The 25448-nt window shown below is 63.2% G+C and carries 27 protein-coding genes; 13 read left to right on the top strand and 14 right to left on the bottom strand.

The features are described 5' to 3' along the window. Positions 1-73: 73 nt before the first annotated feature. Positions 74-379, top strand: a complete 306-nt coding sequence (locus IVA78_RS32645; protein WP_247418496.1) for a hypothetical protein — start codon at positions 74-76, stop codon at positions 377-379. 147 nt (positions 380-526) lie between these two features. After that, on the top strand, positions 527-1714 hold the full coding sequence (locus tag IVA78_RS32640) for a DUF2865 domain-containing protein (RefSeq protein WP_247418495.1): 1188 nt from the start codon (positions 527-529) through the stop codon (positions 1712-1714). Positions 1715-1771: 57 nt separating this feature from the next. On the opposite strand, the gene IVA78_RS32635 is transcribed toward IVA78_RS32640, so the two are convergent. Beyond that, a complete protein-coding gene (locus IVA78_RS32635) occupies positions 1772-2677 on the bottom strand; it encodes a DUF2189 domain-containing protein (RefSeq protein ID WP_247276814.1) in 906 nt (301 codons plus the stop codon). 541 nt (positions 2678-3218) lie between these two features. On the opposite strand from IVA78_RS32635, the gene IVA78_RS32630 reads away from it, so the two are divergent. The 5 genes from IVA78_RS32630 to IVA78_RS32610 all read left to right on the top strand — a co-directional run bounded on the left by IVA78_RS32630 (position 3219) and on the right by IVA78_RS32610 (position 7742). Next, complete coding sequence (locus IVA78_RS32630) at positions 3219-4052, top strand: cytochrome c oxidase subunit II (RefSeq protein ID WP_247276813.1); 834 nt, start codon at positions 3219-3221, stop codon at positions 4050-4052. A 76-nt stretch (positions 4053-4128) separates the two neighbouring features. After that, positions 4129-5907, top strand: a complete 1779-nt coding sequence (locus tag IVA78_RS32625; protein WP_247276812.1) for a cbb3-type cytochrome c oxidase subunit I — start codon at positions 4129-4131, stop codon at positions 5905-5907. Further along, entirely contained in the window at positions 5904-6608 is a 705-nt protein-coding gene (locus IVA78_RS32620) for a cytochrome c oxidase subunit 3 (RefSeq protein ID WP_247469437.1), read from the top strand. Before IVA78_RS32625 ends, IVA78_RS32620 begins: the two co-directional genes overlap by 4 nt. Positions 6609-6617: 9 nt before the next feature. After that, positions 6618-7340, top strand: coding sequence for a heme-copper oxidase subunit III family protein (locus IVA78_RS32615; RefSeq protein WP_247276810.1), 723 nt, complete (start codon positions 6618-6620; stop codon positions 7338-7340). Between the two features lie 9 nt (positions 7341-7349). Next, positions 7350-7742 (top strand): cytochrome C oxidase subunit IV family protein, encoded by a 393-nt coding sequence (locus IVA78_RS32610; protein WP_247276809.1) that lies wholly within the window; start codon positions 7350-7352, stop codon positions 7740-7742. A gap of 52 nt (positions 7743-7794) precedes the next feature. Here the strand turns inward: IVA78_RS32610 and IVA78_RS32605 are convergent, their stop codons facing one another. From IVA78_RS32605 to IVA78_RS32565, 9 genes are all read right to left on the bottom strand, one after another. Beyond that, a complete protein-coding gene (locus tag IVA78_RS32605) occupies positions 7795-9552 on the bottom strand; it encodes an NAD+ synthase (RefSeq protein ID WP_247276808.1) in 1758 nt (585 codons plus the stop codon). Between the two features lie 23 nt (positions 9553-9575). Then, positions 9576-9929 carry a diacylglycerol kinase gene (locus IVA78_RS32600; protein ID WP_247276807.1) on the bottom strand — a complete coding sequence of 118 codons (354 nt, stop codon included), beginning with the start codon at positions 9927-9929 and terminating at the stop codon, positions 9576-9578. A gap of 4 nt (positions 9930-9933) precedes the next feature. Next, positions 9934-11322 carry a 3-deoxy-7-phosphoheptulonate synthase class II gene (locus tag IVA78_RS32595; RefSeq protein WP_247276806.1) on the bottom strand — a complete coding sequence of 463 codons (1389 nt, stop codon included), beginning with the start codon at positions 11320-11322 and terminating at the stop codon, positions 9934-9936. Between the two features lie 273 nt (positions 11323-11595). Further along, positions 11596-11859 (bottom strand): hypothetical protein, encoded by a 264-nt coding sequence (locus tag IVA78_RS32590; protein WP_247276805.1) that lies wholly within the window; start codon positions 11857-11859, stop codon positions 11596-11598. Between the two features lie 203 nt (positions 11860-12062). Beyond that, positions 12063-12647 carry a TIGR00645 family protein gene (locus tag IVA78_RS32585; RefSeq protein ID WP_247276804.1) on the bottom strand — a complete coding sequence of 195 codons (585 nt, stop codon included), beginning with the start codon at positions 12645-12647 and terminating at the stop codon, positions 12063-12065. 31 nt (positions 12648-12678) lie between these two features. Beyond that, positions 12679-13317, bottom strand: coding sequence for a TerC family protein (locus IVA78_RS32580; protein ID WP_247276803.1), 639 nt, complete (start codon positions 13315-13317; stop codon positions 12679-12681). Then, positions 13314-13676, bottom strand: a complete 363-nt coding sequence (locus IVA78_RS32575; RefSeq protein ID WP_247276802.1) for a hypothetical protein — start codon at positions 13674-13676, stop codon at positions 13314-13316. Before IVA78_RS32575 ends, IVA78_RS32580 begins: the two co-directional genes overlap by 4 nt. Before the next feature lie 2 nt (positions 13677-13678). Further along, positions 13679-14152, bottom strand: a complete 474-nt coding sequence (locus IVA78_RS32570) for a TerB family tellurite resistance protein (protein ID WP_247276801.1) — start codon at positions 14150-14152, stop codon at positions 13679-13681. Between the two features lie 404 nt (positions 14153-14556). After that, on the bottom strand, positions 14557-14937 hold the full coding sequence (locus IVA78_RS32565) for a nuclear transport factor 2 family protein (protein ID WP_247276970.1): 381 nt from the start codon (positions 14935-14937) through the stop codon (positions 14557-14559). A 133-nt stretch (positions 14938-15070) separates the two neighbouring features. Between IVA78_RS32565 and IVA78_RS32560 the strand changes: the two genes are divergently transcribed. Both IVA78_RS32560 and IVA78_RS32555 read left to right on the top strand, forming a co-directional pair. After that, complete coding sequence (locus IVA78_RS32560; RefSeq protein ID WP_247276800.1) at positions 15071-15898, top strand: class II glutamine amidotransferase; 828 nt, start codon at positions 15071-15073, stop codon at positions 15896-15898. Positions 15899-15919: 21 nt separating this feature from the next. Further along, complete coding sequence (locus IVA78_RS32555) at positions 15920-17146, top strand: carboxylate-amine ligase (RefSeq protein ID WP_247276799.1); 1227 nt, start codon at positions 15920-15922, stop codon at positions 17144-17146. Between the two features lie 228 nt (positions 17147-17374). Here IVA78_RS32555 and IVA78_RS32550 read toward each other — a convergent pair whose 3' ends face one another. The 4 genes from IVA78_RS32550 to rpiA form a co-directional block, all read right to left on the bottom strand. Next, positions 17375-17662: a hypothetical protein gene (locus IVA78_RS32550; protein WP_247469435.1), complete on the bottom strand. Its 288-nt coding sequence runs from the start codon at positions 17660-17662 to the stop codon at positions 17375-17377. Positions 17663-17802: 140 nt separating this feature from the next. After that, positions 17803-19191, bottom strand: a complete 1389-nt coding sequence (gor, locus tag IVA78_RS32545) for a glutathione-disulfide reductase (protein ID WP_247276797.1) — start codon at positions 19189-19191, stop codon at positions 17803-17805. A 127-nt stretch (positions 19192-19318) separates the two neighbouring features. Next, the gene (locus IVA78_RS32540; protein ID WP_247276796.1) at positions 19319-19858 is read right to left on the bottom strand and encodes a DUF2059 domain-containing protein; all 540 of its coding nucleotides are present in this window, start codon (positions 19856-19858) and stop codon (positions 19319-19321) included. Further along, on the bottom strand, positions 19855-20574 hold the full coding sequence (rpiA, locus tag IVA78_RS32535) for a ribose-5-phosphate isomerase RpiA (protein ID WP_247276795.1): 720 nt from the start codon (positions 20572-20574) through the stop codon (positions 19855-19857). The genes IVA78_RS32540 and rpiA overlap by 4 nt, the downstream gene beginning before the upstream one ends. Positions 20575-20740: 166 nt before the next feature. On the opposite strand from rpiA, the gene gph reads away from it, so the two are divergent. The 4 genes from gph to IVA78_RS32515 all read left to right on the top strand — a co-directional run bounded on the left by gph (position 20741) and on the right by IVA78_RS32515 (position 25306). After that, positions 20741-21433: a phosphoglycolate phosphatase gene (gene gph, locus IVA78_RS32530; protein WP_247469431.1), complete on the top strand. Its 693-nt coding sequence runs from the start codon at positions 20741-20743 to the stop codon at positions 21431-21433. Between the two features lie 382 nt (positions 21434-21815). Beyond that, positions 21816-22868: a GTP 3',8-cyclase MoaA gene (gene moaA, locus IVA78_RS32525; RefSeq protein ID WP_247276793.1), complete on the top strand. Its 1053-nt coding sequence runs from the start codon at positions 21816-21818 to the stop codon at positions 22866-22868. A gap of 174 nt (positions 22869-23042) precedes the next feature. Next, complete coding sequence (locus IVA78_RS32520; protein WP_247276792.1) at positions 23043-23624, top strand: TRAP transporter small permease subunit; 582 nt, start codon at positions 23043-23045, stop codon at positions 23622-23624. Between the two features lie 26 nt (positions 23625-23650). Beyond that, positions 23651-25306, top strand: coding sequence for a TRAP transporter large permease subunit (locus IVA78_RS32515; RefSeq protein ID WP_247276791.1), 1656 nt, complete (start codon positions 23651-23653; stop codon positions 25304-25306). The last annotated feature ends 142 nt before the right edge of the window (positions 25307-25448 follow it).

The following is a 25448-nucleotide window of genomic DNA, read 5'->3' as shown; positions in this document are numbered from 1 at the left end:
CTGCTGGTTCGTGATCCTTAACCACTTGAGCCCATTCTGGAACTGGCGGTTCCATTTTTTCACGGGTATTTTCATGCGATCCTTGCTCGTCCTGATTTTGTGCGCCTCCACCCTTGCGGCAGCCAGCGCTTACGCCGAGACGCGCGTCTTCATCATTGCCAACCAGGCGGACGGCTATGGAGTTGACCAGTGCCTGGCCAAGGGCGAGAGATGCGGCGCCTCCGTCGCGCGCACCTATTGCCAGTCACGGGATTTTGCCCAGGCCTCGGCCTATCGCCGGGTCGATCCCGACGAAATTACCGGCTCCGTCCCCAAATCCGGCGCAAACTGCTCCCATGGCCGTTGCGACGAATATGTCGCAATCACCTGCCAGCGCTGAATTCCCTCGGAACTGGCGGACCTTAGGCCCAATCTTTGGCCCCTGAAACGACGTGACGATGCCGCAGGAAGCGGCTATGGGAGGGCGCGCTTCGGCCCTCAAGTCACTTCGGCTTCCCAAGTCACATTGGGCCGTGACCTCGCTAGAATGGCGGATATGCCTGAATTGTTGTCCCTGCCCCGTGCCCGCTTCCTCCTTGTCTGCACCGTGCTCTTGAGCACGGTCGTGCTCGCCACCGGCGCTTTCGCGCAGGTCGGCCCTCCGGGACCGCCGCCTCAGCCCGCCCAGAACGGGCTCGGCCCTAATCCGATGTGCGTGCGGCTGGAAGGCCAGCTCGCCGCACTCGACCGCGGCGGCGGTGGTGACCCCGCGCGCGAAGAGCAGATCCGCCGCTACCAGGATTCCCAGACCCGTCAGCAGGCCGAGCTCGATCGCGTCACCATGCAGGCCAAGCGCATGGGCTGCGATTCCTCCGGCTTCTTCTCGCTGTTCAGCGGCCAATCCGCGCAATGCGGCCCGGTCAACACCCAGATCCAGCAGATGCGCGCCAATCTGGATCAGATCACTGGCAATCTCGAGCGCCTGCGCGGCGGTGGCCCCGGCGGCTTCAGCCCCGAGCGCGACAATCAGCGCCGTTCGGTGCTGGCGGCGCTGGCGCAGAACAATTGCGGCCCGCAATATGCCAACGCGGCGCAGTCGCAAGGCGGCGGCAACTTCCTCAGCAATCTGTTTGGCGGCAATAACGCGGGCAATCCGCAAGCCGTTCCGCCCGCCGATCTCGGCCCGCAATCCGCCACCTTTCGCACCGTGTGCGTGCGCACCTGCGACGGCGCCTATTTTCCGATCTCGTTTGCGACCGTGCCGGCGCGCTTCCCCGACGACGAGAAAACCTGCAAGGCGCTGTGCCCGGCCGCGGAGGCCGTGCTCTACACCCATCGCAATCCCGGCGAAGACATGAACTCGGCGGTCTCGATCGGCGGCCAGCCCTACACGGCGCTGCCGACAGCGTTCAAGTTCCGCAGCGAGTTCAACCCATCCTGCTCCTGCAAGGCCGCAGGCCAGACCTGGGCGGACGCGTTGAAATCGGCGGACGACAAGGCCGCAGTCGAGCAGCAGGGCGACATCATCGTCACCGAAGAGAGCGCCAGGAAGATGCAGCAGCAGCGGCTCAACAAGGGCACGCCTGCGAATGCCAAGAAGGGCGCAGCTTCGGCGCCGACGACGGCCAATACGCCGGCCACGACGTCGCCGGCGGATACCGGCACCACCGCTAACTCCGAGAATAAGCCGATCCGTTCAGTCGGCCCGACCTTCCTGCCGCAGCAGCAGAAGTAGGCCGTTACTTTCTGTCATGCTCCGCGCAGGCGGCCGCCGGCGCGGCCGTTTCGGCCGTTACGGCTCTCCCTCGCGGCTCCAGGGGAAGAGATTGGCCGGAAAGTCTGCTGCGTAGCGCCTTCCCTTCCGGGGCGGGGGCGGTGCGTCCGGTGGGTTCGGATTCGGCTCGACCACCCGCCGGTAGAGGTGCCAGGTGGCATGACCGAGCACCGGCAGAACGACAGCAAGGCCGACGAAGAGCGGCAGCGAGCCGATCACGAGCAGCGCTGCCACAATGAGGCCCCATCCGGCCATCGCAATCGGATTCGCCGCCACCACTCGGAGCGACGTGCGGATCGCGTCGATCGCAGTCGCATGCCGGTCGAGCATCAACGGGAATGACACGACGCTGACGCACAGCGCGACAACCGCAAACAGGAAGCCGACGCCGCAACCGACGATGATGAGCGACCAGCCTTCCGGTGTCGTCAGCACGCGCGTTGCGAAGTCGGGAATGCTTGCGGCCGCCGCGTGACCGAAGATCGCGACATAGATTGCGTTCGCGGCACCGATCCAGGCCCCGAACAGGACCAGCAGGAGCACGCCGAGTTCTACCATGGCGCCGAACGAGGGTGCGCGCAGCACCTTGAACGCATCCCATGCATCGACCTCCTCGCCGCGCTCGCGACGACGGCTGAGCTCGTAGAGACCGATGGCGGCAAAAGGCCCGACCAAGGCAAAGCCGGCGGCCAGCGGAAACAGTAGCGGCAGCACCGAATAGCCGAGCACCATCCTGAACAGGACGAGACCGAGAACGGGATAAATCACGCACACGATAATCGCGTGACTCGGCATTGCCTGGAAATCCCCCCAACCCAGGCGCAGGGCCTCGGACAGGTCGGACAAGCTGATCTTGCGAATGGGATAGGAGGCCGCTTCGCCGAATACGTGCCGCCTGATGTCGTGGGAGTACAGAGTGGCCATGAACGGACCCTCCCGTGCTGAAAATCGCGGTTTCGATGACACGCGCTTTCCAGCCACGCGTGTCCGCCGGATAAGCAGGAAACGCGATGGGTCGGGTACGGCAACCCAGGTTCAGCGAACGAGCCTGGCCGGACGGAACCCGCCGCGACCTGCCTCACAAGCTTAGCGCGCGCGGGGCACGGCTGCACTCACGGTTGGGTGAATTGTGCGGCTGATTGTGCGTTGCATCACCCCGGACGCTGAGCGCACCTGATGCCCTGATGCTTGGTCGTGCCCGACGACGGCAACGCCCACGCCGCGTCGACACGAAAATATGCTCTATTGACGCCGGCTTAGGCTGGGATCATTTTAGACACAGACGCCCTAAGCTCCGATGAGATTGATGGTCGCGAGCGTTCCTTTGATTTCGCGACCAGTGGAATGGGCGAAGCAAGAGGCCGGAGATGGCATGAACGCCAACGAGAAAGGCCAGCCATCGCAACCGACATGAGCTCCGCCCTGGATTCGTATCCGTAGCCTTCAATGGCAAGGATGGATCAGGATGGCTGTCGCACTGATATTGCTGCTGGTCGCGATTGGCTCCGTGCTGTTTCACCTCTACAGCCCGTGGTGGTGGACGCCGATCGCCACTAACTGGGCCTATATCGACCACACCATCAACATCACGTTCTGGATCACGGGCTTTGTATTCGTCGCGGTCATCGCCTTCATGGCCTACTGCGTCTTCCGCTTTCACCACAAAGAGGGAAGACGGGCCGATTACAATCCGGAAAACAAAAGGCTCGAATGGTGGCTGAGCGTCGGAACCGGCGTCGGCGTCGCGGCCATGCTGGCGCCTGGCCTCGTGGTCTGGCACCAGTTCGTGACGGTGCCTGCGGATGCCACCGAGGTCGAGGTCATGGGGCAGCAATGGCAATGGAGCTTCCGCCTTCCGGGCAAGGATGGGCAATTGGGCACATCCGACGTCCGCAACATCGCCTCCGACAATCCGATGGGGCTCAATCATGACGACCAACACGCGCAGGACGACGTCGTGATCGAGAACGGCGACCTGCACCTTCAAGTGGGAAAGCCGGTCAAGGTTCTGCTCCGCTCGGTTGATGTCCTGCACGATTTCTACGTGCCCGAATTCCGGGCCAAGATGGACATGGTTCCAGGCATGGTGACCTATTTCTGGATAACGCCAATCCGAACCGGAACGTTCGATGTTCTCTGTGCGGAGCTTTGTGGCGCTGCTCACTATCAGATGCGGGCCAAGGTCATCGTCGACGAAGAGCGTGAATATCACGCTTGGCTGGAGCAACAAAAAACGTTTGCAGAATTGTCGCCGGCGAAGGCCGTCGTGAAGGCGACGTTCCAATCCGGAGGCAACTAGCAAGCTGCCGCCGCAAAGATAGATCGGGTGCATGAGGCCAACGCCTCCCCCGATGGAAACGACCGAGGAGGTTTCTGTGGTCGATATTCCATATGAAGGGATCCCCGGCATCCCGCCTGCCGAAGTACCTGATGTCGAGCTCTATCATCCGAGGAGCTGGTGGACACGATATGTCTTCTCGCAGGACGCCAAGGTGATCGCTATTCAGTATTCGCTGACGGCCACGGCGATCGGGCTGGTGGCCCTGGTGCTATCGTGGCTGATGCGGCTGCAATTGGGATTCCCCGGCACCTTCTCTTTCATCGATGCCAACCAATACCTTCAGTTCATCACCATGCACGGCATGATCATGGTGATCTATCTGCTCACCGCGCTGTTCTTGGGCGGCTTCGGCAACTACCTGATCCCGCTAATGGTCGGCGCGCGGGACATGGTCTTCCCTTATGTGAACATGCTGAGCTACTGGGTCTACCTGCTCGCAGTCCTGGTGCTGGCCTCGACATTCTTCGTGCCCGGCGGCCCCACCGGCGCCGGCTGGACGTTATACCCGCCGCAAGCAATCCTCTCCGGAACGCCCGGGCAGGATTGGGGCATCATTCTCATGATGTCGTCCCTGATCCTGTTCATCATCGGCTTCACCATGGGCGGACTGAATTATGTGGTAACGGTACTCCAGGCCCGCACCCGCGGCATGACGTTGATGCGCTTGCCCCTGACGGTGTGGGGCATTTTCACGGCGACCGTCATGGCGTTGCTGGCATTCCCTGCCCTGTTCGTTGCCTCGGTCATGCTGCTGCTCGACCGCCTGCTCGGAACCAGCTTCTTCATGCCTTCGCTCGTCGAGATGGGCACGCTGTCGAAATATGGTGGCGGCAGCCCGCTGCTCTTCCAGCACCTGTTCTGGTTCTTCGGCCATCCCGAAGTCTACATCGTCGCCCTGCCCGCCTTCGGCATCGTCTCCGATCTGATCAGCACGCATGCGCGCAAGAACATCTTTGGTTACCGTATGATGGTCTGGGCGATCGTGGCCATCGGCGCGCTCAGCTTCATCGTATGGGCGCACCACATGTATGTGAGCGGCATGTTCCCGCAATTCGGGTACTTCTTCGCCACCACAACGCTCATCATCGCAATCCCCACCGCGATCAAGGTCTACAACTGGGTGCTGACCCTGTGGCGCGGCGACATCCATCTCACGGTGCCGATGCTGTTCGCCCTCGGCTTCATCATCACCTTCGTGAACGGCGGGCTCACCGGCCTCTTCCTCGGCAACGTCGTCGTGGACGTGCCCCTCTCGGACACCATGTTCGTGGTCGCGCATTTCCACATGGTGATGGGCGTGGCGCCGATCATGGTCGTGCTCGGCGCGATCTATCATTGGTACCCCAAGGTCACGGGACGGATGCTGAACGAGGCCTTGGGCAAGTTTCACTTCTGGGTCACCTTCCTCGGCGCGTACCTGATCTTTTTCCCCATGCACTATCTTGGACTGCTCGGGGTTCCGCGGCGGTATTTCGAACTCGGCGATGCGACATTCATCCCATCCTCGGCCCATTCACTCAACGCCTTCATCTCCGTGGTGGCCTTGACCGTCGGCTTCAGCCAGATGGTGTTCCTGTTTAATCTTGCCTGGAGCTTGTTCAAAGGTGAGGCCTCAGGCGGCAATCCGTGGCGGGCGACGACGCTAGAGTGGCAGACGCCGGAGACCCCTCCAGGGCACGGCAACTGGGGCAAGGAGCTCCCGGTCGTGTACCGCTGGGCCTATGACTACAGCGTGCCCGGCGCCGCAGAGGACTTCATTCCGCAGAACCAGCCGCCGCGCGCGACGCAGCTCATTCAGGGAGCTGCTTCGTGAGCGCCGTCATCCTCTTCCTGGCTGTGCTTGCGGTGATCGCCGGTTGGTGGCTATCGCAGCAGCGGCTGACGGCCAAGCCATGGCTGGAGGAAGGCCCGGTCGGTAACTTCCCGGGCGGCGATACCATGACCTGGCCGGCAGCGAAGGTCGGACTTGGCGTGTTTCTCGCCGTCGCGAGCGCATTATTCGTCCTCTTCATCAGCGCCTACTCGATGCGCATGAGCGTGGTGGACTGGCGGCCGCTGCCGATACCGCGACTGCTGTGGGTCAACACAGGAGTCCTGGTCCTGAGCAGCGTCGCGCTGCAATGGTCGTACGTGGCCGCGCGCCGACACGATGCTGAAGGCGCCATGATCGGTCTGCTCGCCGGCCGAGCGTCTGCCGTGATCTTCCTCGCCGGGCAGCTCCTGGCCTGGCAACGGCTGGGGGCTGCCGGATATCTCGTGGCGTCCAATCCGGCGAATTCTTTCTTCTACCTGTTGACCGCAGTGCACGGGCTCCATCTGACAGGCGGTCTGGTGGCCTTGGGCCGAACCTCAGCCAAGATGTGGCGCGGCACCGAGATCGCCAACATGCGCTTGAGCGTGGAGCTGTGCGCCATCTACTGGCACTTCCTGCTGCTGGTCTGGCTTGTCCTGCTCGGTCTTCTCACGGGCTGGACCGACGATTTCGTCAACATCTGCCGCCAATTGCTGAGCTAGAGAGACCAGATGGCTGAGACCGTGCTCACAAATCCGGGCCAATCGCCTGCGCGGCCTGAGGGCTGGCGCGGCGTCGCCGACGACTGGGCGTCCGATCAGCGCGCCTTCAAGAACGTGTCCTGGGGCAAGGCCATGATGTGGATCTTCCTCCTCAGCGACACCTTCATTTTCAGTTGCTTCCTGCTCTCCTACATGACGGCGCGCATGTCGACGACCGTGCCCTGGCCCAATCCCAGCGAAGTCTTCGCTCTCAACATCGCCGGCAAGCACATTCCGCTGATTCTGATCGCCATCATGACGTTTATCCTGATCAGCAGCAGCGGCACCATGGCGATGGCCGTCAATTTCGGCTACCGACGCGATCGCGTCAGAACCGCGGCCTTAATGCTGGCCACGGCAGCCTTCGGCGCGACCTTCGTTGGAATGCAGGCCTTCGAATGGACCAAGCTGATCATGGAGGGCGTCCGGCCCTGGGGCAATCCATGGGGTGCCCCGCAGTTTGGCGCGAGCTTCTTCATGATCACGGGCTTTCACGGCACCCATGTCACGATCGGTGTGATCTTCCTCATCGCCATCGCGCGGAAGGTCTTTCGCGGCGATTTCGACGTCGAGAGGCGCGGCTTTTTCACGAGCCGCAAGGGGTATTACGAGATCGTCGAGATCACGGGCCTGTACTGGCACTTCGTCGATCTCGTGTGGGTGTTCATCTTTGCATTCTTCTATCTTTGGTGAGGTCGGCGCATGACAAACGCGGCGGTACACATGGAAGGACAACTTCACGCTCCGGTGCATGGCGCAGTCGCAACGGGGGCCGTTCACGCCAAGGGTCAACAGCACCCGATCAAGCTCTACCTCGTGGTCTGGGGCTGGTTGTTCGTCCTCAGCACGTGCTCCTACCTCGTCGACTACTTTGGCCTACATGGCTATCTGAGGTGGTCGCTGATCCTGCTGTTCATGGTGTTGAAGGCCGGCTTGATCGTCGCTGTCTTCATGCACATGGCCTGGGAGCGACTGGCCCTGGCCTACGCCATCCTGCTGCCGCCGGTCGTGGTATTGGTATTTGTGTCGATCATGGTGCTCGAATCCGATTACACCCACTTCCTTCGCGTGCTCTTCTTCGCAACCCCGTCGTAGCGGCAACCCGAGTTCTCACCGTCATTCCGCGCGAGGCGGGCATCTAGAAGAGTCACCCCTCAAACGCGTCGATCGACGCCTTGCTACCACGTGACACCAGCGCCTCATCCGCCGCCGGCAAGGGCTCGCCCTTGTCACGAAAACGGTTGGTGATGGGATAGCGGCGGTCGCGACCGAAGTTCTTAGGTGTCACTTTCACGCCGGGTGCGGCCTGGCGGCGCTTGTATTCGGCGACGTTGAGGAGATGGTCGATGCGGGTGACCGTCTCGCGGTCAAAGCCGGCTGCGATGATGTGATCAAGTGGCTCCTCGCGTTCGACCAGACGCTCCAGGACGGCATCGAGCACATCGTAGGGCGGCAGAGAATCCTCATCACGCTGGTTCTCGCGCAATTCCGCGGTCGGCGGCCGCGTGATGATATCCGGCGGAATGACCTCCCCGGCCGGTCCGAGCGCGCCTTCCGGCTTCCAGGAATTGCGCAGTGTCGCCAGCCGAAACACCTGCGTCTTATAAATGTCCTTGATCGGATTGAAGCCGCCGTTCATGTCGCCATAGAGCGTGGCGTAGCCGACCGACATTTCCGACTTGTTGCCTGTCGTCACCACCATCAAGCCGGTTTTGTTGGAGATCGCCATCAAGAGCGTGCCGCGGGTGCGGGCCTGGAGATTTTCCTCGGTGATATCTGGCGGCAGATTCTTGAAGATGCCGGACAGGATCGTCTCGAACCCGTTCACCGCTTCGGCGATCGGCAAAACCTCGTAGCGGATGCCGAGATGGCCCGCGAGCTCGCCGGCATCCGCAATCGCGTGTGGTGCCGTGTAGCGATAAGGCAGCATTACGCCATGCACCTGATCGGCGCCGAGCGCATCGACCGCGATCGCCGCACACAGCGCGGAATCGATGCCGCCGGAAATGCCCAGCAGCACGCCTGGAAAGCCGTTCTTGGCGACGTAATCGCGGAGGCCCAGCACGCAGGCGGCATAATCGGCCTTGTCGCCCTCGGGCTGCTGGGCGACCGGCCCGGTGCAGCGCCAGTCGTCACCATTCCTGGTGAAGCGCAGCGTGACCACGCTCTCCTCGAACGCCGGTAATTGCGCCGCAAGCGAGAGGTCGCCATTGAGCACGAAGGACGCTCCGTCGAACACGAGCTCGTCCTGGCCACAGACCTGATTGAGATAGACCAGCGGCAGGCCGCTTTCGGTGACGCGCGCCACGGCGACCGACAGACGAACGTCGTTCTTGTCGCGGGCGTAAGGCGAGCCGTTCGGCACCAGGATGATCTCGGCGCCAGTCTCCGCCAGCGTCTCGATCACGTTTTCGTAGTCCTCGGACTCTTCCAGCCAGATGTCCTCGCAGATCGGCACCCCGATGCGCACGCCACGCACGGTCACGGGTCCTGCTGCGGGTCCGCGCGCAAACAGTCGCCTCTCGTCGAACACGCCGTAGTTCGGCAGATTGCATTTGAAGCGTAAGCCGGAGACACGGCCGCCATCGAGCAGCGCACAGGCATTGTAAAGCCTGCCCTCCTCGACCCAGGGCGTGCCGACCAGCATCGCCGGACCACCGTCCGCGGTCTCGCGCGCGAGGCCTTCGATCGCGGCGCGGCAGGCAGCCTGGAACGCCGGCTTCTGCACCAGGTCCTCCGGAGGATAGCCGGCGATGAACAATTCCGGAAACAGCACGAGATCGGCACCGTCGGCGGCGGCTCGCGCGCGCGCCGAGCGTGCCTTCGCAGCATTGCCCTCGATGTCGCCCACGGTCGGATTGAGCTGGGCGAGCGTGACCGCGAATGCGTTGAGACGTTCGGTCATGGACCGCCCTTGTTCGATCCTCGCTAGACGAAACCCAATCGCTCGATGAGCGCAAAGATCCAGAACGCGCCAGCCATCAGCAGCGCAACGCCGACCGCGGCCGAGCCCATGTCCTTGACCCGGCCGATCTGCTTGTCGTGGTCCATGGTCAGGCGGTCGGCGAGTTTTTCGATCGCGGTGTTGAGCAGCTCGACCACCAGCACGAAGGCGACTGCACAGACCAGCTCGACCGCGCGCATCGCGGTCGCGCCGATGAACCAGGCCAGCGGCAGCGACAGGAGGAGCACAAAGATCTCCTCGCGGACGGCCTGCTCCGAGCGGAACGCAAAGGCCAGACCGTTCCGGGAATTGATCGTGGCCTTCCAAATTCGCAGCAAGGTTCTAGAGCCCCGCTGCGGCCGGCATCGGCCTGGCTTTGCCGGCGCGTTCCTGCTTCAGCAGCTCGGCAATCAGGAAAGCCATGTCGATGGATTGCTCAGCATTGAGACGGGGATCGCAGACCGTGTGGTAGCGGTCGTTGAGATCCTCGTCGGTGATGGCGCGGGCGCCGCCGAGGCATTCGGTGACGTCCTGGCCCGTCATCTCCAGGTGCACGCCGCCGGCATGGGTGCCTTCCGCGGCGTGGACCGCGAAGAACGACTTCACCTCGGACAGGATGCGGTCGAAGGGGCGGGTCTTGTAGCCCGAAGTCGAGGTGATGGTGTTGCCGTGCATGGGATCACAGGACCAGACCACCACCCGGCCCTCGCGCTGCACGGCGCGGATCATGTTGGGCAGATGCTCACCGATCTTGTCGGAGCCGAAGCGGCCGATCAGCGTCAGCCGGCCCGGCTCGTTGTCGGGGTTGAGCACGTCGATCAGCTTCAGCAGTTCGTCGGGCTTAAGTGACGGGCCGCATTTGAGCCCGATCGGGTTCTTGATGCCGCGGAAATATTCGATATGGCCATGATCGAGCTGGCGGGTGCGGTCACCGATCCAGATCATGTGGCCCGAGGTCGCGTACCAGTCGCCGGTGGTGGAATCGACGCGGGTCAGGGCCTGCTCGTAGCCGAGCAGCAGCGCCTCGTGGCTGGTGTAGAAATCCGTGGCGCGCAGCTCGGGATGACTTTCGAGATCGAGGCCGCAGGCGCGCATGAAGTTGAGCGCGTCCGAGATGCGGTCGGCCAATTCCTTGTAGCGGCGGGACTGCGGGCTATCCTTCAGGAAGCCGAGCATCCATTGATGCACGCTGCCGAGATTGGCGAAGCCGCCGGTGGCGAAGGCGCGGAGCAGGTTCAGCGTCGCGGCCGACTGGCGGTAGGCCATCAGCTGGCGCTGCGGATCCGGCACGCGCGCTTCCTTGGTGAAGGCGATGTCGTTGACGATGTCGCCGCGATAGCTCGGGAGCTCGACACCGTTCACCTTTTCGGTCGGCGACGACCGCGGCTTGGCGAACTGGCCGGCGATGCGGCCGACTTTCACCACGGGGACGGCGCCGGCGTAAGTAAGCACCACCGCCATCTGGAGCAGCACGCGGAAGAAGTCGCGGATGTTGTTGGCGCCGTGCTCGGCAAAGCTCTCAGCGCAGTCGCCGCCCTGGAGCAGGAAGGCCTCGCCGGCCGCAACCCGTGCCAACGCCTTCTTCAGATTGCGCGCTTCGCCGGCAAACACCAGCGGCGGAAAGGTCGCAAGCTGCGCCTCGACGTCGGCCAAGGCCTTGGCGTCGGGATAGTCGGGCACCTGTAGCACCGGCTTGCTGCGCCAGGACTCGGGCGTCCACCGCTCGGACATCGCAATCTCTCCGTGAAGCAAAAAGCGCAACCTGATCTGTGGGTTGCGAGGGCCGCCTTATACACAGGCTGGCCCCGTCCCGCCAGTTGTAAATCCATTCCGCATTGCAAACCCTTGCGGCCAAAGTCAAATTCGCAATTGTTGGGAAACGGTCGGCGATCAAACCGGAGGTGTTGACGGTCAAGCCATTCGACGTCGGCGCCACCGCCCCGATCACCGCGATACAAGGTGGGGCGGCGTCGCGGAATGGACCCAGACCTAGGGGGAATGACGTCAGCGAATGATCGTCGTCAGAGACGAGTAACGCCTGTTCAGCCTGGCTTCGCCCGGCGCGAATTGCGCAAATGCGTCGCTAACTCGCACCGCCGGCGGCGTATCGCTCGCAAAGCGAAATTCCTTCGGCCGCGGCGCGTAGAAACTGGTGCGGAAATAGGCCTCGTCGAAGCGTGCCTCGCCGACCCCGAACAATGCGTCGCAGAGAAACAGGAGCGCGTACACTCCTGCGACTGCGGCGACGATCTCCCTGAGAATAGACATGAGGATGCCCTGCCCTTTTGCCGGGAGGATGCACGCTGGTTCCAAAGTCGAGGTTTAAAGCCGCGCGCTTCTTGTTCGCAGGGTTTGCCGCTACTGTGCGGATTGCAGGCAATTTTATCGATCCGGAAAAGGGAGCCCGCCCGACCAAGCGACCAGGCGGGCCCAGGCTTGGCCGCTCGGGAGGTATCGGACGGCCGGATTCGTCAGCCGTGGCTTGCCTCCTTGCGATGGCCGCTCTCGCTGAGGCGATCGACCCAAGCGATGCCGATCGCCGAGATGATGAAGGTCAGGTGGATCAGCACCTGCCACATCACGCCGCTCTCGGTGAAATTGCTGCGCGTCGTGCCGAGATTGCCCGCCTCAATGAAGGTCCTGAGCAGAGAGATCGAGGAGATGCCGATGATCGCCATCGCCAGCTTGATCTTGAGCACGCTGGCATTGACGTGACTGAGCCATTCCGGCTCGTCGGGATGCCCGGTCAGGTTCAGGCGGGAGACGAAGGTCTCATAGCCGCCGACAATCACCATCACCAGCAGGTTCGAGATCATGACGACGTCGATCAGCCCGAGCACGACCAGCATGATCTGCTGCTCGCTGGCGTCGAACGAGTGCAAGACCAGGTGCCAGAGCTCTTTGAGGAACAGCAGCACATAAACGCCCTGCGCGATGATCAGGCCGACATAGAGCGGCACTTGCAGCCAGCGCGAACCAAAGATGAGCTGCGCAAACGGGCCGATCTGCGGCCCCTCCGCGGCATGCGCCGAAGGTGCTTTCGGTTCAGACGTCATTGATCACTCCGGATTGCAAATAGGAAGCGCCTCACAGACTCGCGATGACAGGCGCGAGCTCGAGCGAGCCCCGATAGATCATCTCGAAGGCGACGTAAACGATGATGGCGAGACCGACATAGGCGATCCAGCGCTGCTTCTGCAGCACGCGGCCGAGCAGGTCGGCCGCAACGCCCATCATCGCCACCGACAATAGCAGACCGAAGGCAAGGATGTAGGGATGCTCGCGCGCGGCGCCCGCAACCGCGAGCACGTTGTCGAGCGACATCGAGACGTCGGCGGCGACGATCTGCAAGGCCGCCTGACCAAAGGTCTTTCGCTGCGCCGGCGCAGCACCCGCGCCGCCGCCATACTCGAACGCGAGCTGGCGCGAATGCGCGGACTGCTCGCGCAGCTCGCGCCACATCTTCCAGCAGACCCACAGCAACAGCACGCCGCCGGCGAGCAGGAGGCCGATCACCTGCAGGAGCTGGGTCGCAACGCCGGCGAAGACGATGCGGAGCGCCGTGGCGGCGACAATGCCGACGACGATGGCGCGCCGGCGCTGCTCGGCCGGCAGTCCCGCCGCGGCAAGGCCGATGACGACGGCGTTGTCTCCGGCCAGCACGAGGTCGATCAGGATGACCTGAAACAGCGCGGTCAGAGCATCGGCGGTGATGAATTCTGTCATGATTGATCGTTTTTCGGTGCAGACGGATCGAGCCAGTGCGGTTTCTTCCGTTCAACCCAATCCAGGACCTTGGCGCGCGAGGAGCGCAGCAGCGGCACGTCTTCCGCCAGCAATGCAAGACCGAGCGGCAGCATCCAGACGCCGAGCACCGGCAGAAAGGAGAGCACGCCGCCGACGATGAGCAGCAGGCCCGAGGGAATCCTGATCCAGCGGCTGGACGGCTTGAGCAGATAGGTGACGGCGTCGCCCATGCGCGGCGGCAAGCGATGGACGAGCTTGTCGAGACGCGGGTCGCCGCCGGCCAACTGGCTGGCGGGGCCCGTGGCCCCATTCGTAGGCTCGTCCGAAGCTGCGCTCATGCTCACTCCTCTGCCGCCACGGGCTGTTGGGCGCGCGCAGCACCCGGTGCGACCTGCTTTGCACGCGGCAGGGCCAGCGTCAGCAGGCGCAACAGCTTGATCGCCTGCACCTCATGCGGATGCACGTCCTCGTCGGCAGCGGCGACGCGCTCCGACAACTCCATCAGATGCGACGACAGCGGCATGTCCGAGACCGGCCGCAGCGTATCGATCACGACGTTTGCAAAATCCGGCTCCTCGAGTCGCTCGGCGAGTGTGTCGAACATCCCAAATAGCCTTTCGTCCTCGATATGAGGCGCCAATCCGCGATCGCGAATGAAGCGGATCACCTCGTCGCGCTCGACCGGCGAAACGCGCCGGTCGGCCACGGCGACGAGCGCGCCGGCAATGACCAGCGCCGCCGCAGCCTGCTCGTTCAGGCTGGACGGATCGGCGATCTCGATCTCGATCGGATTTGAATGCTTGGCGTCAGACATCGTTGCTCCCTAAGCTTGCGAAATGGCCGCACGGAGCTGCGATGGAACGACTGGTCGGAGAGAACCGAAGAAGGCCCGACGATCGGCCGATCCATCGCATTCGCGCGGGACAGGTCATCCGACATCACGAGGTTTGCCGACATTGTCGGCGTCCTCGCCAGAGGGGCCCGGATTCTTGTTCCTCTCAGAGATAAAGACGGGGCTGTCGGAATCAAGGCGATACGGCTGCGACTAGCCGCCGCATTGGGTTCCATATGGCCATGGAAGCGGGCTGGAGTCGATCTTTCGTGGCTCGCCAAGTGACGCCATGCGCCGCGCGGTCACACACCTCAGGGCGATGGTGTCGGGTTGGCGCTCGTTGCATCGCGAGCCAGCATGAATGGATGCCCCTGGCCAAGTGCTCCTCATCCTCCCCGCTCGACGAGATGCGCACGCGAGGGCGACGGCTCGAACCTGTCACCGAAATACTGCGTTTCGTGCGCCACCAGGCCTTCGCGGAATTCCATGATACTCACGACGTAGGACGGCACCCCATCATAGCTCAGGACGAATTCGCTCACCCAGAAATCGCCTCCACCGGCAATCCGCCGGACCGTGAATCGCTTCCTGTTCGGCTGCGCGGATCGACTCTCCTGAATGTTCCTACGACCGCGGATGCGCTCGCCGGACTGCGGATAGTCGAGCACGGCATCCTCGCAGTAAATGTCATGCTCCGCCTCGAAATTGCTCGCGTCCGAAGCATCCCAATGGCGCTTGAGCGCGGCTAGCTTGGCTCGATCATTCATCTCGATCTCCATCTCGATTTTCTCGCATCCTAGCAACGAAGCCGGCCTTGGTCGCGCTCCCGGCATCACCGGGAACCATGAGGGAGTCAGAACTGTTGGTGCAGCTCAAGACACATCCCCGAGAGGATCCCTCATGTGCCGCTGGATCGCATACCGGGGCGAGACGACGTCCTTCGAGCCCTACGTCACCGAGCCCGAGCATTCGCTGGTCGCGCAGAGCATCCGCTCGCTTCAGTCGACGGCGGGTTCGAACGGTGACGGCTTTGGCCTCGGCTGGTACGGCGAGCATCCGGAGCCAGGCCTTTATCGCGAGACGCGCCCGGCCTGGTCGGACGAGAACCTGCGCTATCTCTGCCGCCATCTGCGCTCGCATTTGTTCTTCGCGCACGTGCGCGCGGCCACCGGCACGGCGGTGACACGGCAGAATTGCCATCCCTTCGCCTGCGGCCAATGGATGTTCATGCACAATGGATTCGTCGGGAGCTGGAATCGGCTGCGGCGCAGGGTCGAGGCGTTGATCCCCGATCCTTATTACCCATCGCGGCTGGGCACGACCGATTCGGAAGCCGTATTCCTCGCCATGATGGGCGCGGGTCTGGATAGCGATCCGCTCGGCGCAACGCACCGCGTGCTGCAAGCCCTCGTCAGTCTCGTCAACGAAGGCCAGCTACGCGAACGGCTGCGCTTCACGAGCGCGATCGCCAACGGCCACGATCTCTACGCGTTCCGCGTTGCGGTCAACGATGCCGCGAACACGCTGTATTTCCGCGAGGCCGGCGGCCAGGTCGTCGTCGTGTCCGAGCCGTTCGACAAGGACGAGGATTGGGCCGAAGTGCCGCCGAATCACACGCTGATCGCGCGCGCGTCCGAAAGCGTGAAGATTGTTCCGTTCACTCTTGCAATTACGGGTGAGTGCGACGCGGAACCCGTTCCATCCAGAAGAATTGTTGCCGGCAGGTAAATACCTCGGCCGGGTGGGACAATGACATTTGCTTCAGACGTTTTGAAACTGCTGCGGCTTGATCCGTCCGACGACAGGCAGCACTTCGTCATTCGCTCCGCCGGCAGAGGCGGCAAGGCGGCGGAATATTCGTTCGGCATCGAGGAGGAATATTTCCTCGCCGATCGTCGCAGCCTGGAAGTCGCGATCGAGACTCCCAACGAGCTGTTCGAATCGGCGAATTGGTCGACCGGCGGCCAGGCGATGCGGGAAATGCTGCAATCCCAACTCGAGGTCGCGACCAACATTCACGTCGAGGTCAATGACGCGCGCGAAGAGCTCCGCTTCCTGCGCCGCGAGGTCGCAAACGTCGCCGCGCAATACGGCTTCGTGATCATGGCCTGCGGCACGCATCCGACCGCGGTCTGGCGCATGTCGCAGCCCAGCCCGAAACCGCGCTACGAGGAGATGATCGAGGATTTGCGCAGCATCGGCCACCGCAACATGATGTGCGGCATGCATGTGCACGTCCAGCTGCCAGATCCCGAGAAGCGCATGGCGGTGATGCGGGCGATGCTGCCGCATCTGCCGCTGTTCATCGCGCTCTCCGCCTCGTCCCCATTCTGGAATTCGCACAAGACCGGACTAAAGGGCTACCGGCTCGCCGCCTACTCCGAGCTGCCGCGCACCGGCCTGCCCGAACTGTTCGAAAGCAAGCAGGACTTCGACGACTATGTCGGCGCGTTGCAGCGCTCGGGCGTGATTCCCGACGAGAGCCACATCTGGTGGGCGATGCGACCTTCGATGCGACACCCGACCCTCGAGCTGCGCGCGCCCGACACCTGCACCTTCATCGACGACGCCGTCGCGATCGCCTCGCTCTATCGCTGCCTGACACGGCACCTCTACCTGCGGCCCCACCTGTCGAAGGAGGTCACCGCGGTCGAACGCGCGATTGCGGTCGAAAACAAATGGCGCGCCCAGCGCTACGGCACCGATTGCATCTTCGCCTCGAAGGACGGGCCCGTCACGATCTCGGAGCTGCTCTCCCGCGTGATCGACGACATCGCTGGGGACGCAGCGGCACTGAACTGCGCCGCCGAGGTCGAGCACTGTCGGACCATCGTTGCGCGCGGCAGCTCCGCAGAATTCCAGCTTCGCGCCTATCGCGAACATGCCGAGGACATCGGGGCAGTTTCGCGCTGGATCGCAGCCTCGACCATCTCAGGGACGAGCGCTCCGACTGGCAGCGTTCCTGCTCCGTCATAACGCCCGGGCAAGCTTCGGCAACGAAATGTCGTCTTGAATTCGGGCATCGGAGGAACGCATGAATCGCGTCACGTCTTGCCCCGGCTGCGGCCATGGACTTGTCCCGATGCTTTCGGCCAAGGGCCGCGCGGAGCTCAGCTGCCTCTGGTGCGAAGGCATCGACGTGCGAACGACGGACATGGCGAAGTGGGCGGACAGCCCGTCCGGCAAGCCTGAGCGGGCTGCCCGTCAGTCGCTCGAATGAGCGGTCGCCCCGTTCCGGTCAGATCCTCGCCGCCACGCGTTGCGGTGGAATATTGCCGGCTCCGGGAGGCGATCAGCCGATGATTTTCGCGGCTGCCGGCGTCGCCGGAGATAGAGGCAGTTGACGAGGATCGGCTCGTCATCGCCGAGCGTTGCACGCTCCTTGACGAGCAGGCTCATGACCGAACGCATCTTGAGGATTTCCTGCGCGACGAAGCTGCAGTCCTCGTCCCGATTGACCTGCTCACGCATGATGGACTCGGCCTCGAGCATGCTGACCCGGAGCGCTCGTATGGTTCTGCGGATTTCGTTGATACGGTTGTCCATGGCTGCCTCCCTGACGATCGCAGCATAAGAACAAAACATGAACATAACGTCAAGGCCTCACAGGCCGAGACCTCACAGTCGAAAGGCTACTCCGCCGCCTGGCGCACGTGGCGTGCGCTCGGCGTGCGCATGGTAACGAGCTCTTCGGCCGCGGTCGGGTGCAGCGCGATCGTCGCATCGAAATCGGCCTTGGTCGCCTTCATCTTCACAGCGATCGCGACCGCCTGGATAATCTCGGCGGCGGCATCGCCGACGATGTGGCAGCCCAGCACGCGCTCGGTCGCCCCGTCGACGACGAGCTTCATCAGCATGCGGGTGTCGCGGCCCGACATCGTCGCCTTGATGGGGCGGAACGTCGTCTTGTAGATATCGACGTGGCTGTACTGCGCCCGTGCCTCCGTCTCGGTGAGGCCGACGGTGCCGACCTCCGGCTGCGAGAACACGGCGGTCGGGATGTTGGCATGATCGACCCTGACCTCGCGCTTGCCGAACACGGTGTCGGCAAAGGCGTGGCCTTCGCGGATCGCTACCGGCGTCAGGTTGAAGCGGTGGGTGACGTCGCCGATCGCATAGATGCTGTCGACCGAGCTCTTCGAGAAACCATCCACCGCTATGCCGCCATTGCTCGGATTAATGGCGACGCCGGCGTTCTCAAGGCCGAGATTGGCCACCGCAGGATGGCGGCCGATCGCGAACATGACCTGATCGGAGGCGAGGCTCGACCCGTTCGACAGATGCGTGGTGAACTCCTCGCCGTGCCGATCGACCTTGGTCACGGTGCAGCCGGTGAGGATGGTGATGCCCTGCTTCTCCATCTCGGCGCGAACGTGGGTCCGAACATCCTCGTCAAAACCGCGAAGGATGTTGTCGCCGCGATAGATCACCGTGACGTCCGAGCCGAAGCCGGCGAAGATCCCGGCGAATTCCAGCGCGATGTAGCCGCCGCCCTGAATCACGATCCGCTTCGGCAACTTTTTCAGATGGAAAGCCTCGTTGGAGGAGATCACGTGCTCGATGCCGGGAATCGCCGCGCCATGGTTTGGCGCCCCGCCGGTGGCGATCAGGATGTACTTCGCCGTGATCTTGCGGTCGTTCTCGAGCAGACGGACAGTGTGCTCATCCTCGATCACCGCCCGGCTCTTGACGATCTGCGCACCCGACTTCTCGACATTGGCCGTGTAGGCCGCCTCGAGCCGCGCAATCTCCTTGTCCTTGTTGGCGATCAGCGTCGGCCAGTCGAAGGTGGCTGGCGGGACTGTCCAGCCGAAGCCGGCGGCGTCCTCGAGCTCATGACGAAAATGCGAGCCGATCACGAACAGCTTCTTCGGCACGCAGCCGCGGATCACGCAGGTGCCGCCCATGCGGTACTCTTCCGCGATCATCACGCGGGCGCCGTAACCAGCCGCGATGCGGGCGGCCCGCACGCCGCCCGAGCCGCCACCGATGACAAAGAGGTCGACGTCGAATTCAGCCATTGTCCACTCCGACCTCTTTCAGAGCATGATCCGGGAAAGTGTGGAGCGGTTTTCCGAAAAAGATCTTGCTCAAATAACAACCCAGAGCGCGATGACGCGCTTTAGGACTCCTATCAGATAGGTGCGCTCAGATCTCCTTGCCACGCTTGCGCATCTCGGCGCGGAAGGCTCCCATCACGGTCTCGGAGAAGTTCTGGGCCCAGGAGTTCATGAAGGCCATGCTGAGGCCGATGGCGCGCGGCTCGGCCTCGATCAGCTTCTTGCCGAGCGGCGACCTGTAGAAGGTGACGAGGTCCTTGAGCTCCTGCTCGGTAAATTCGCTGGCATAGATCTGCGCCATGCCTTCGCCGATTTCGTTCTGGCGGCCGTTGAGCTGCTGGGCGACGATCGGCGCGACCTCGTTGAGGTCCTTCTGGTAGTTGAGATTCTGCTGGATCAGCGCGATCTTGGTCTTCTCGACGAGGCCGGGCACGGCGCCGCTGTACATCGCAGTCGCGTTCTTGATCTGCAAAATCTCCTTGGCCGCCGCAATCGCCGCAGGTGAGGCTTTCGGCTGGGCCGGCGCGGCGGCCTTGGGCGCGGCCTGCTGGGCCATTGCCGGGGCGGCCGAAAGCGCCAGTCCCACAGCGAGGGTCGCAGCCGGCAAGAATTTCAACACGATCTTCATTCCAAGTCTCCTTTCGGCTTGCGCCGTTCAATCACGCGGATTCCCTCGCCGCCCGCCAAAACGGCCGAGCCGGCCAAGCCGATGAACAACCCATGCTCGACCACGCCCGGAATCGCGCTCAACGCGTTGGCGAGGCCGGATGGATCCACAATACGTCCGAGCTGGGCATCGACGATCCAGTGGCCGCCATCGGTGACGAAAACGTGGCCGTCTTTGGCCTTGCGGACCGCCATCTGCCCGGAAACGCCGCATTCGGCAAATGCAATCTCGATCGCGCGACGCGTTGCCCCAAGCCCGAACGGGATGACCTCGACCGGCAGCGGAAAGCGTCCGAGCGTCGGCACCCATTTGCTCTCGTCGGCAATCACGATCATGCGATCCGACGCAGCCGCCACGATCTTCTCGCGCAGCAGCGCCCCGCCGCCGCCCTTGATGAGGTTGAGCTCGGGATCGATCTCGTCGGCGCCGTCGACGGTGATGTCGAGATGGTCGATCTCGTCCAGCGTGGTCAGTGGCACGCCGCAACGCTCGGCGTCCGAGCGGGTCGCTTCCGAGGTCGGTACGCCGATCACCTTGAGCCCGGCGGCGACGCGCTCGCCGAGCAGCTCGACGAAATGTTTTGCGGTCGAGCCGGTGCCGAGCCCGAGTTGCATGCCGTCACGCACCTCCTCGAGGGCGCGCGCGGCCGCTTGCCGCTTCAACTGGTCCATGTTCACGTTTGCGCCCGCCTTGAATCGAGAATGTGCCGCCGGGTGTGGCCGGTTGCGGCGGCCTATGTAGCCTCGTTTTTTCCCGGAGAACAGGGTCTGGGATCAGGTCTATAAGCGGATCTTATGGTCCCGCCCCTTGCTTCGATACGACCGGGCCGGTAGCGCTTCGCCCATGACCTTCCCTCACACCATCGTCTTCGATCTCGACGGCACGCTTGTGGATACGGCGCCCGACCTGATCACCGCGCTGAATCACGTGCTCGACCGCGAAGGGCTGCCGCCGGTGCCGATGGCCTCGGCCCGGAACATGATCGGCGCCGGGGCCCGCAAACTGATCGAGCGGGGCCTGGAGGCCGAGGGGCGCACCGTCACCACTGCCGACATGGACCAGATGACGGCGGATTTCATCGCCTATTACGCCGATCATATCGCGGTGGAATCCCGCCCCTTCGAGGGGCTCGAGGCCGCGCTCGACCATTTTGCCGCCCAAGGCCACCGCCTCGCGGTCTGCACCAACAAGCTGGAATGGCTGTCGAAGCGGCTTTTGGACCAGCTCGACCTCAGCCGCCGCTTCGCGGCGATCTGCGGCGCGGACACGTTCGGCGTCCAGAAGCCGGACCCGACCATTTTCCGCGAGACCGTGGCGCGCGCCGGCGGGGAGGTCAAAGCCTCCATCATGGTCGGTGATGCCGGAACCGACGTTGGCGTGGCCCGCCGGGCCGGGGTGCCCGTGATCGGGGTCAGCTTCGGCTATACGGACGTGCCGATCGCCGAACTGAAGCCGGACCGGCTGATCCATCACATGCGTGACCTGCCCGCCGCAGCGCGCAGCCTGATGACCGCCCAGGCTCCAGCAAACCCCTGATAAATCTGAGTTATTCCTTGCAATTCTGCGTGATCGATGCGCAGCCGTGGTTGCCTGCCCAAGCGGCACGCCTTAGGTCCGGCTGGGCGATGTAGCGGTTGGTCGCAGAAGGTGGCCTCCATCACCGCGCCAAATCCGGGATTTGCAGAGCTTCAATCGGCCACTCCGCCCAAACCGGTCCGTAAGCCGCAGCGGCCCAAGAAGCCGAAACCTGCGGCAGCCGCAGCCCGGCGGACGCCGCGCGGGCCGCGTCCCCCGAGCCAAGCGCGGGAGGCGCTGACCTATCGACCCGATTGTCCTTTGCCTCTCCGATGCTTAGATTGCTTCCAGAGCACCGCTGAAGCGTCGGTGCGCAAGCTGCCCGAAGTACAAGGCTTCCCGTATGAACGGATCTTCCGCGAGCCCCCTCGCTACAGCGAGTCCCCTCGCCGCGCTGTCGAGCCCCATGACCGATCCGTTCGGGCGGACCATCAGCTATTTGCGCGTGTCCGTGACCGACCGTTGCGATTTGCGCTGCTTCTATTGCATGTCAGAGGACATGACGTTCCTGCCCAAGGCTGACCTGCTGACGCTGGAGGAACTCGACCGGCTCTGCTCGGCCTTCATCGCCAAGGGCGTGAAGAAGCTGCGGCTCACCGGGGGCGAGCCCTTGGTCCGCCGCAACGTGATGATGCTGGTGCGCTCGTTGTCGCGGCATCTTTCCAGCGGCGCCTTGAATGAGCTGACGCTGACCACCAACGGCACCCAGCTTGCGAAGCATGCGCGGGAGCTCGCCGATTGCGGCGTCCGCCGCATCAACGTCTCGCTCGACACGCTCGATCCCCGGAAGTTTCGCGAGATCACCCGTTGGGGCGAGATCGACAAGGTTCTGGAAGGCATCGAAGCCGCCCGCGCCGCAGGGCTCAGCGTGAAGATCAACGCGGTGGCCCTGAAGAACCTCAACGAGGACGAGCTCCCCGAGCTGATGCGCTGGGCCCATGGCAAGGGCATGGGCCTGACGCTGATCGAGGTCATGCCGATGGGCGAGATCGGCTCGGGCCGGATCGACCAATATCTGCCGCTGTCCCTGGTGCGCGCGCGTCTCGCCCAGCAATTCACGCTGACAGACCTAGCCGAGAGCACGGGCGGACCCGCGCGCTATGTCAACGTCGCCGAGACCGGCGGCAAGCTCGGCTTCATCACACCAATGACCCATAATTTCTGCGAATCCTGCAACCGGGTGCGCATCACCTGCACCGGAACGCTGCACACCTGCCTTGGCCACGAGGATGCTTCCGATTTGCGTAAACCTCTGCGTGCATCGAACGAGGATGTGCTGCTTGCGGATGCGATCGATCGTGCCATTGGGCTCAAGCCCAAGGGCCACGATTTCATTATCGACCGCCGCCACAACCGTCCCAGCGTCTCCAGGCATATGAGCGTCACCGGCGGGTAGCCCTTAACCTGCTCGCGGGTATTATTTCCCCTTAACTATCAACAAACTTCCAATTGACTGGCGGCACGCCCGCTGGTTTGGTGCGGCTGCCTCATGCCTGCCCGGCGAGACAAGCCACGCGCCAACTCGGCGCAGTCAAGACGGCCGGGGGCACAATCGGGGGAGGACCTATCGTTGCAAGCGCTCCTAAAGTTGAGCAGCAGGATTGACGCGTTCACGCGCTGGACGGGCAAACGCCTGGCATGGCTGATCGTGCTCGCAGTCATCATCTCGGCGGTCAACGCCGTCATCCGCAAGACCTTCGATACGTCCTCCAATTCGTGGCTCGAGCTGCAATGGGTGCTGTTCAGCATCGTCTTCCTGCTCTGCTCGTCATGGACGCTGCTCGACAACGAGCACATCCGCATCGATATCGTGAACAACGCACTGCCGAAGACGGCCCGCAACGTGATCGACGTGATCGGTCACTTGTTCTTCCTCATTCCGCTGTGCGTCGTGATGATCATCACCGGCGTGCCGTTCTTCCAGCGCTCCTTCCACATCAACGAGCAATCCGGCAATGCCGGCGGCCTGCCGCAATGGCCTGCCAAAGCCCTGATCATGATCGGGTTCGCTCTCCTGCTCGTGCAAGGTATCTCCGAGCTGATCAAGCGGATGGCAGTCATGCGCGGACTGATGCCCGATCCGCATGAATCCCAAGTGTCGGCGCTCGAGGCAGAAGTCGAGCATCTCGTCGAAGCGATCGAGAAGAAGTAGCCGTTGGCGACGGTTTAGGGGAAATCATGACCGCGTTTATCATCGCCAATATGGCGCCCATCATGTTCGCGTCGCTGGTTGTCGTGCTGCTGCTCGGCTATCCCGCGGCATTCTCGCTCGGCGCCGTCGGCCTGTTCTACGCCATCATCGGCGTCCAGCTCGGCCAATTCCACCCCGACTTCCTCCAGGCCCTTCCGGAGCGGGTCTACGGCGTGATGAACAACGACACGCTGCTCGCCATTCCCTTCTTCACCTTCATGGGGCTGGTGCTGGAGCGATCGGGCATGGCCGAGGACCTGCTCGACACCATCGGCCAATTGTTCGGCACCATCCGCGGCGGACTTGCTTACGCGGTGGTGTTCGTCGGTGCGCTCTTGGCCGCGACGACGGGCGTGGTTGCCGCCTCGGTGATTTCGATGGGGCTGATTTCGCTGCCGATCATGCTGCGCTACGGCTATGACCGCCGGGTAGCGACCGGCGTCATCGCCGCGTCCGGCACGCTCGCGCAGATCATTCCGCCCTCGCTCGTCCTGATCGTGATGGCCGACCAGCTCGGCAAGTCCGTCGGCGACATGTACGAAGGCGCCTTCATCCCGGGCCTCGTGCTCGCCGCCCTCTACGCCGGTTATGCCTTCCTCGTCAGCATGATCTTCCCGAAGGCCGTGCCGGGCCTGCCGAAGGAGGCCATCGGTTTCCGCGAGGAGGACGGCAGCCGCGGCCTGGTCTCGCTCGGCATGCTGTTCCTCGCGAGCTGTGTGTTCGGATGGTTCATGATGCGCAGTTCGAGCACGCATGGCGCCGACTACGTCGTGCTGAGCATGTTCTACGGTATCATCTTCGCCTTCGTCGTCGCCGTGCTGAACTGGGTTATCGACAAGCTCACCGGCTTCCGTTTCCTCTCGAAGATGGCGCAGCAGACCACCTTCGTCATGGTGCCGCCCCTGTTCCTGATCTTCCTGGTGCTGGGTACGATCTTCATCGGCATCGCGACGCCGACCGAAGGCGGCGCGATGGGTGCCGCCGGCGCCCTCATCCTCGGTGCCGCAAAGCGGCGGCTGAGCTGGGACCTGATCCGGCAGGCCACGGAATCGACCGCCAAGCTGTCGGCTTTTGTTGTGTTCATCCTGGTCGGCGCCCGCGTGTTCTCGCTCACCTTCTACGGCGTCAACGGGCATGTCTGGGTCGAGCACCTGCTCACCTCCCTGCCCGGCGGCCCGGTCGGCTTCCTGATCTTCGTCAACGCGTTCGTGTTCGTGCTGGCCTTCTTCCTCGACTTCTTCGAGCTGGCCTTCATCGTGATCCCGCTGCTCGGACCTGCCGCCGAGCATCTCGGCATCGACCTGATCTGGTTCGGCGTCATCCTCGGCGTCAACATGCAGACCTCGTTCATGCATCCGCCATTCGGCTTTGCGCTGTTCTATCTGCGATCGGTCGCCCCGAAGGATCGATATACTGATCGCGTCACCGGCAAGCGAATGGAGCCTGTCACCACGGGCCAGATCTATTGGGGGGCGGTGCCATTCGTCGTGATTCAGTTGATCATGGTAGGTCTGGTGATCGCGTTCCCCTCGATGGTGATGCACTACAAGGGCGTGCAATCGAACATCGACCCCAGCACGATCAAGATCGAAGTGCCGCAGATCGACTTGCCGCCGCTCGATCTCGGCCCGCCGCAAAAGTAGCGAAGGAGCGCGCGACTGCCCCTCCTACCCTCCCCCTGAGGGTCAGGGCTATCGCATGTGGCCGAGGAGCTCAAAAAGAAAGGCATCGTTCCACCCGGCGCGCTTGAGCTTGAGGCGCAAGGAGATGGTGGTGTCAGGGTGA

Source organism: Bradyrhizobium sp. 137, assembly GCF_023074095.1.
In the GTDB taxonomy this organism is placed as follows: Bacteria; Pseudomonadota; Alphaproteobacteria; order Rhizobiales; family Xanthobacteraceae; genus Bradyrhizobium.
The sequence above is the reverse complement of the archived record's forward strand: the minus strand, read 5'-3'. Positions and strand labels throughout refer to the sequence as shown.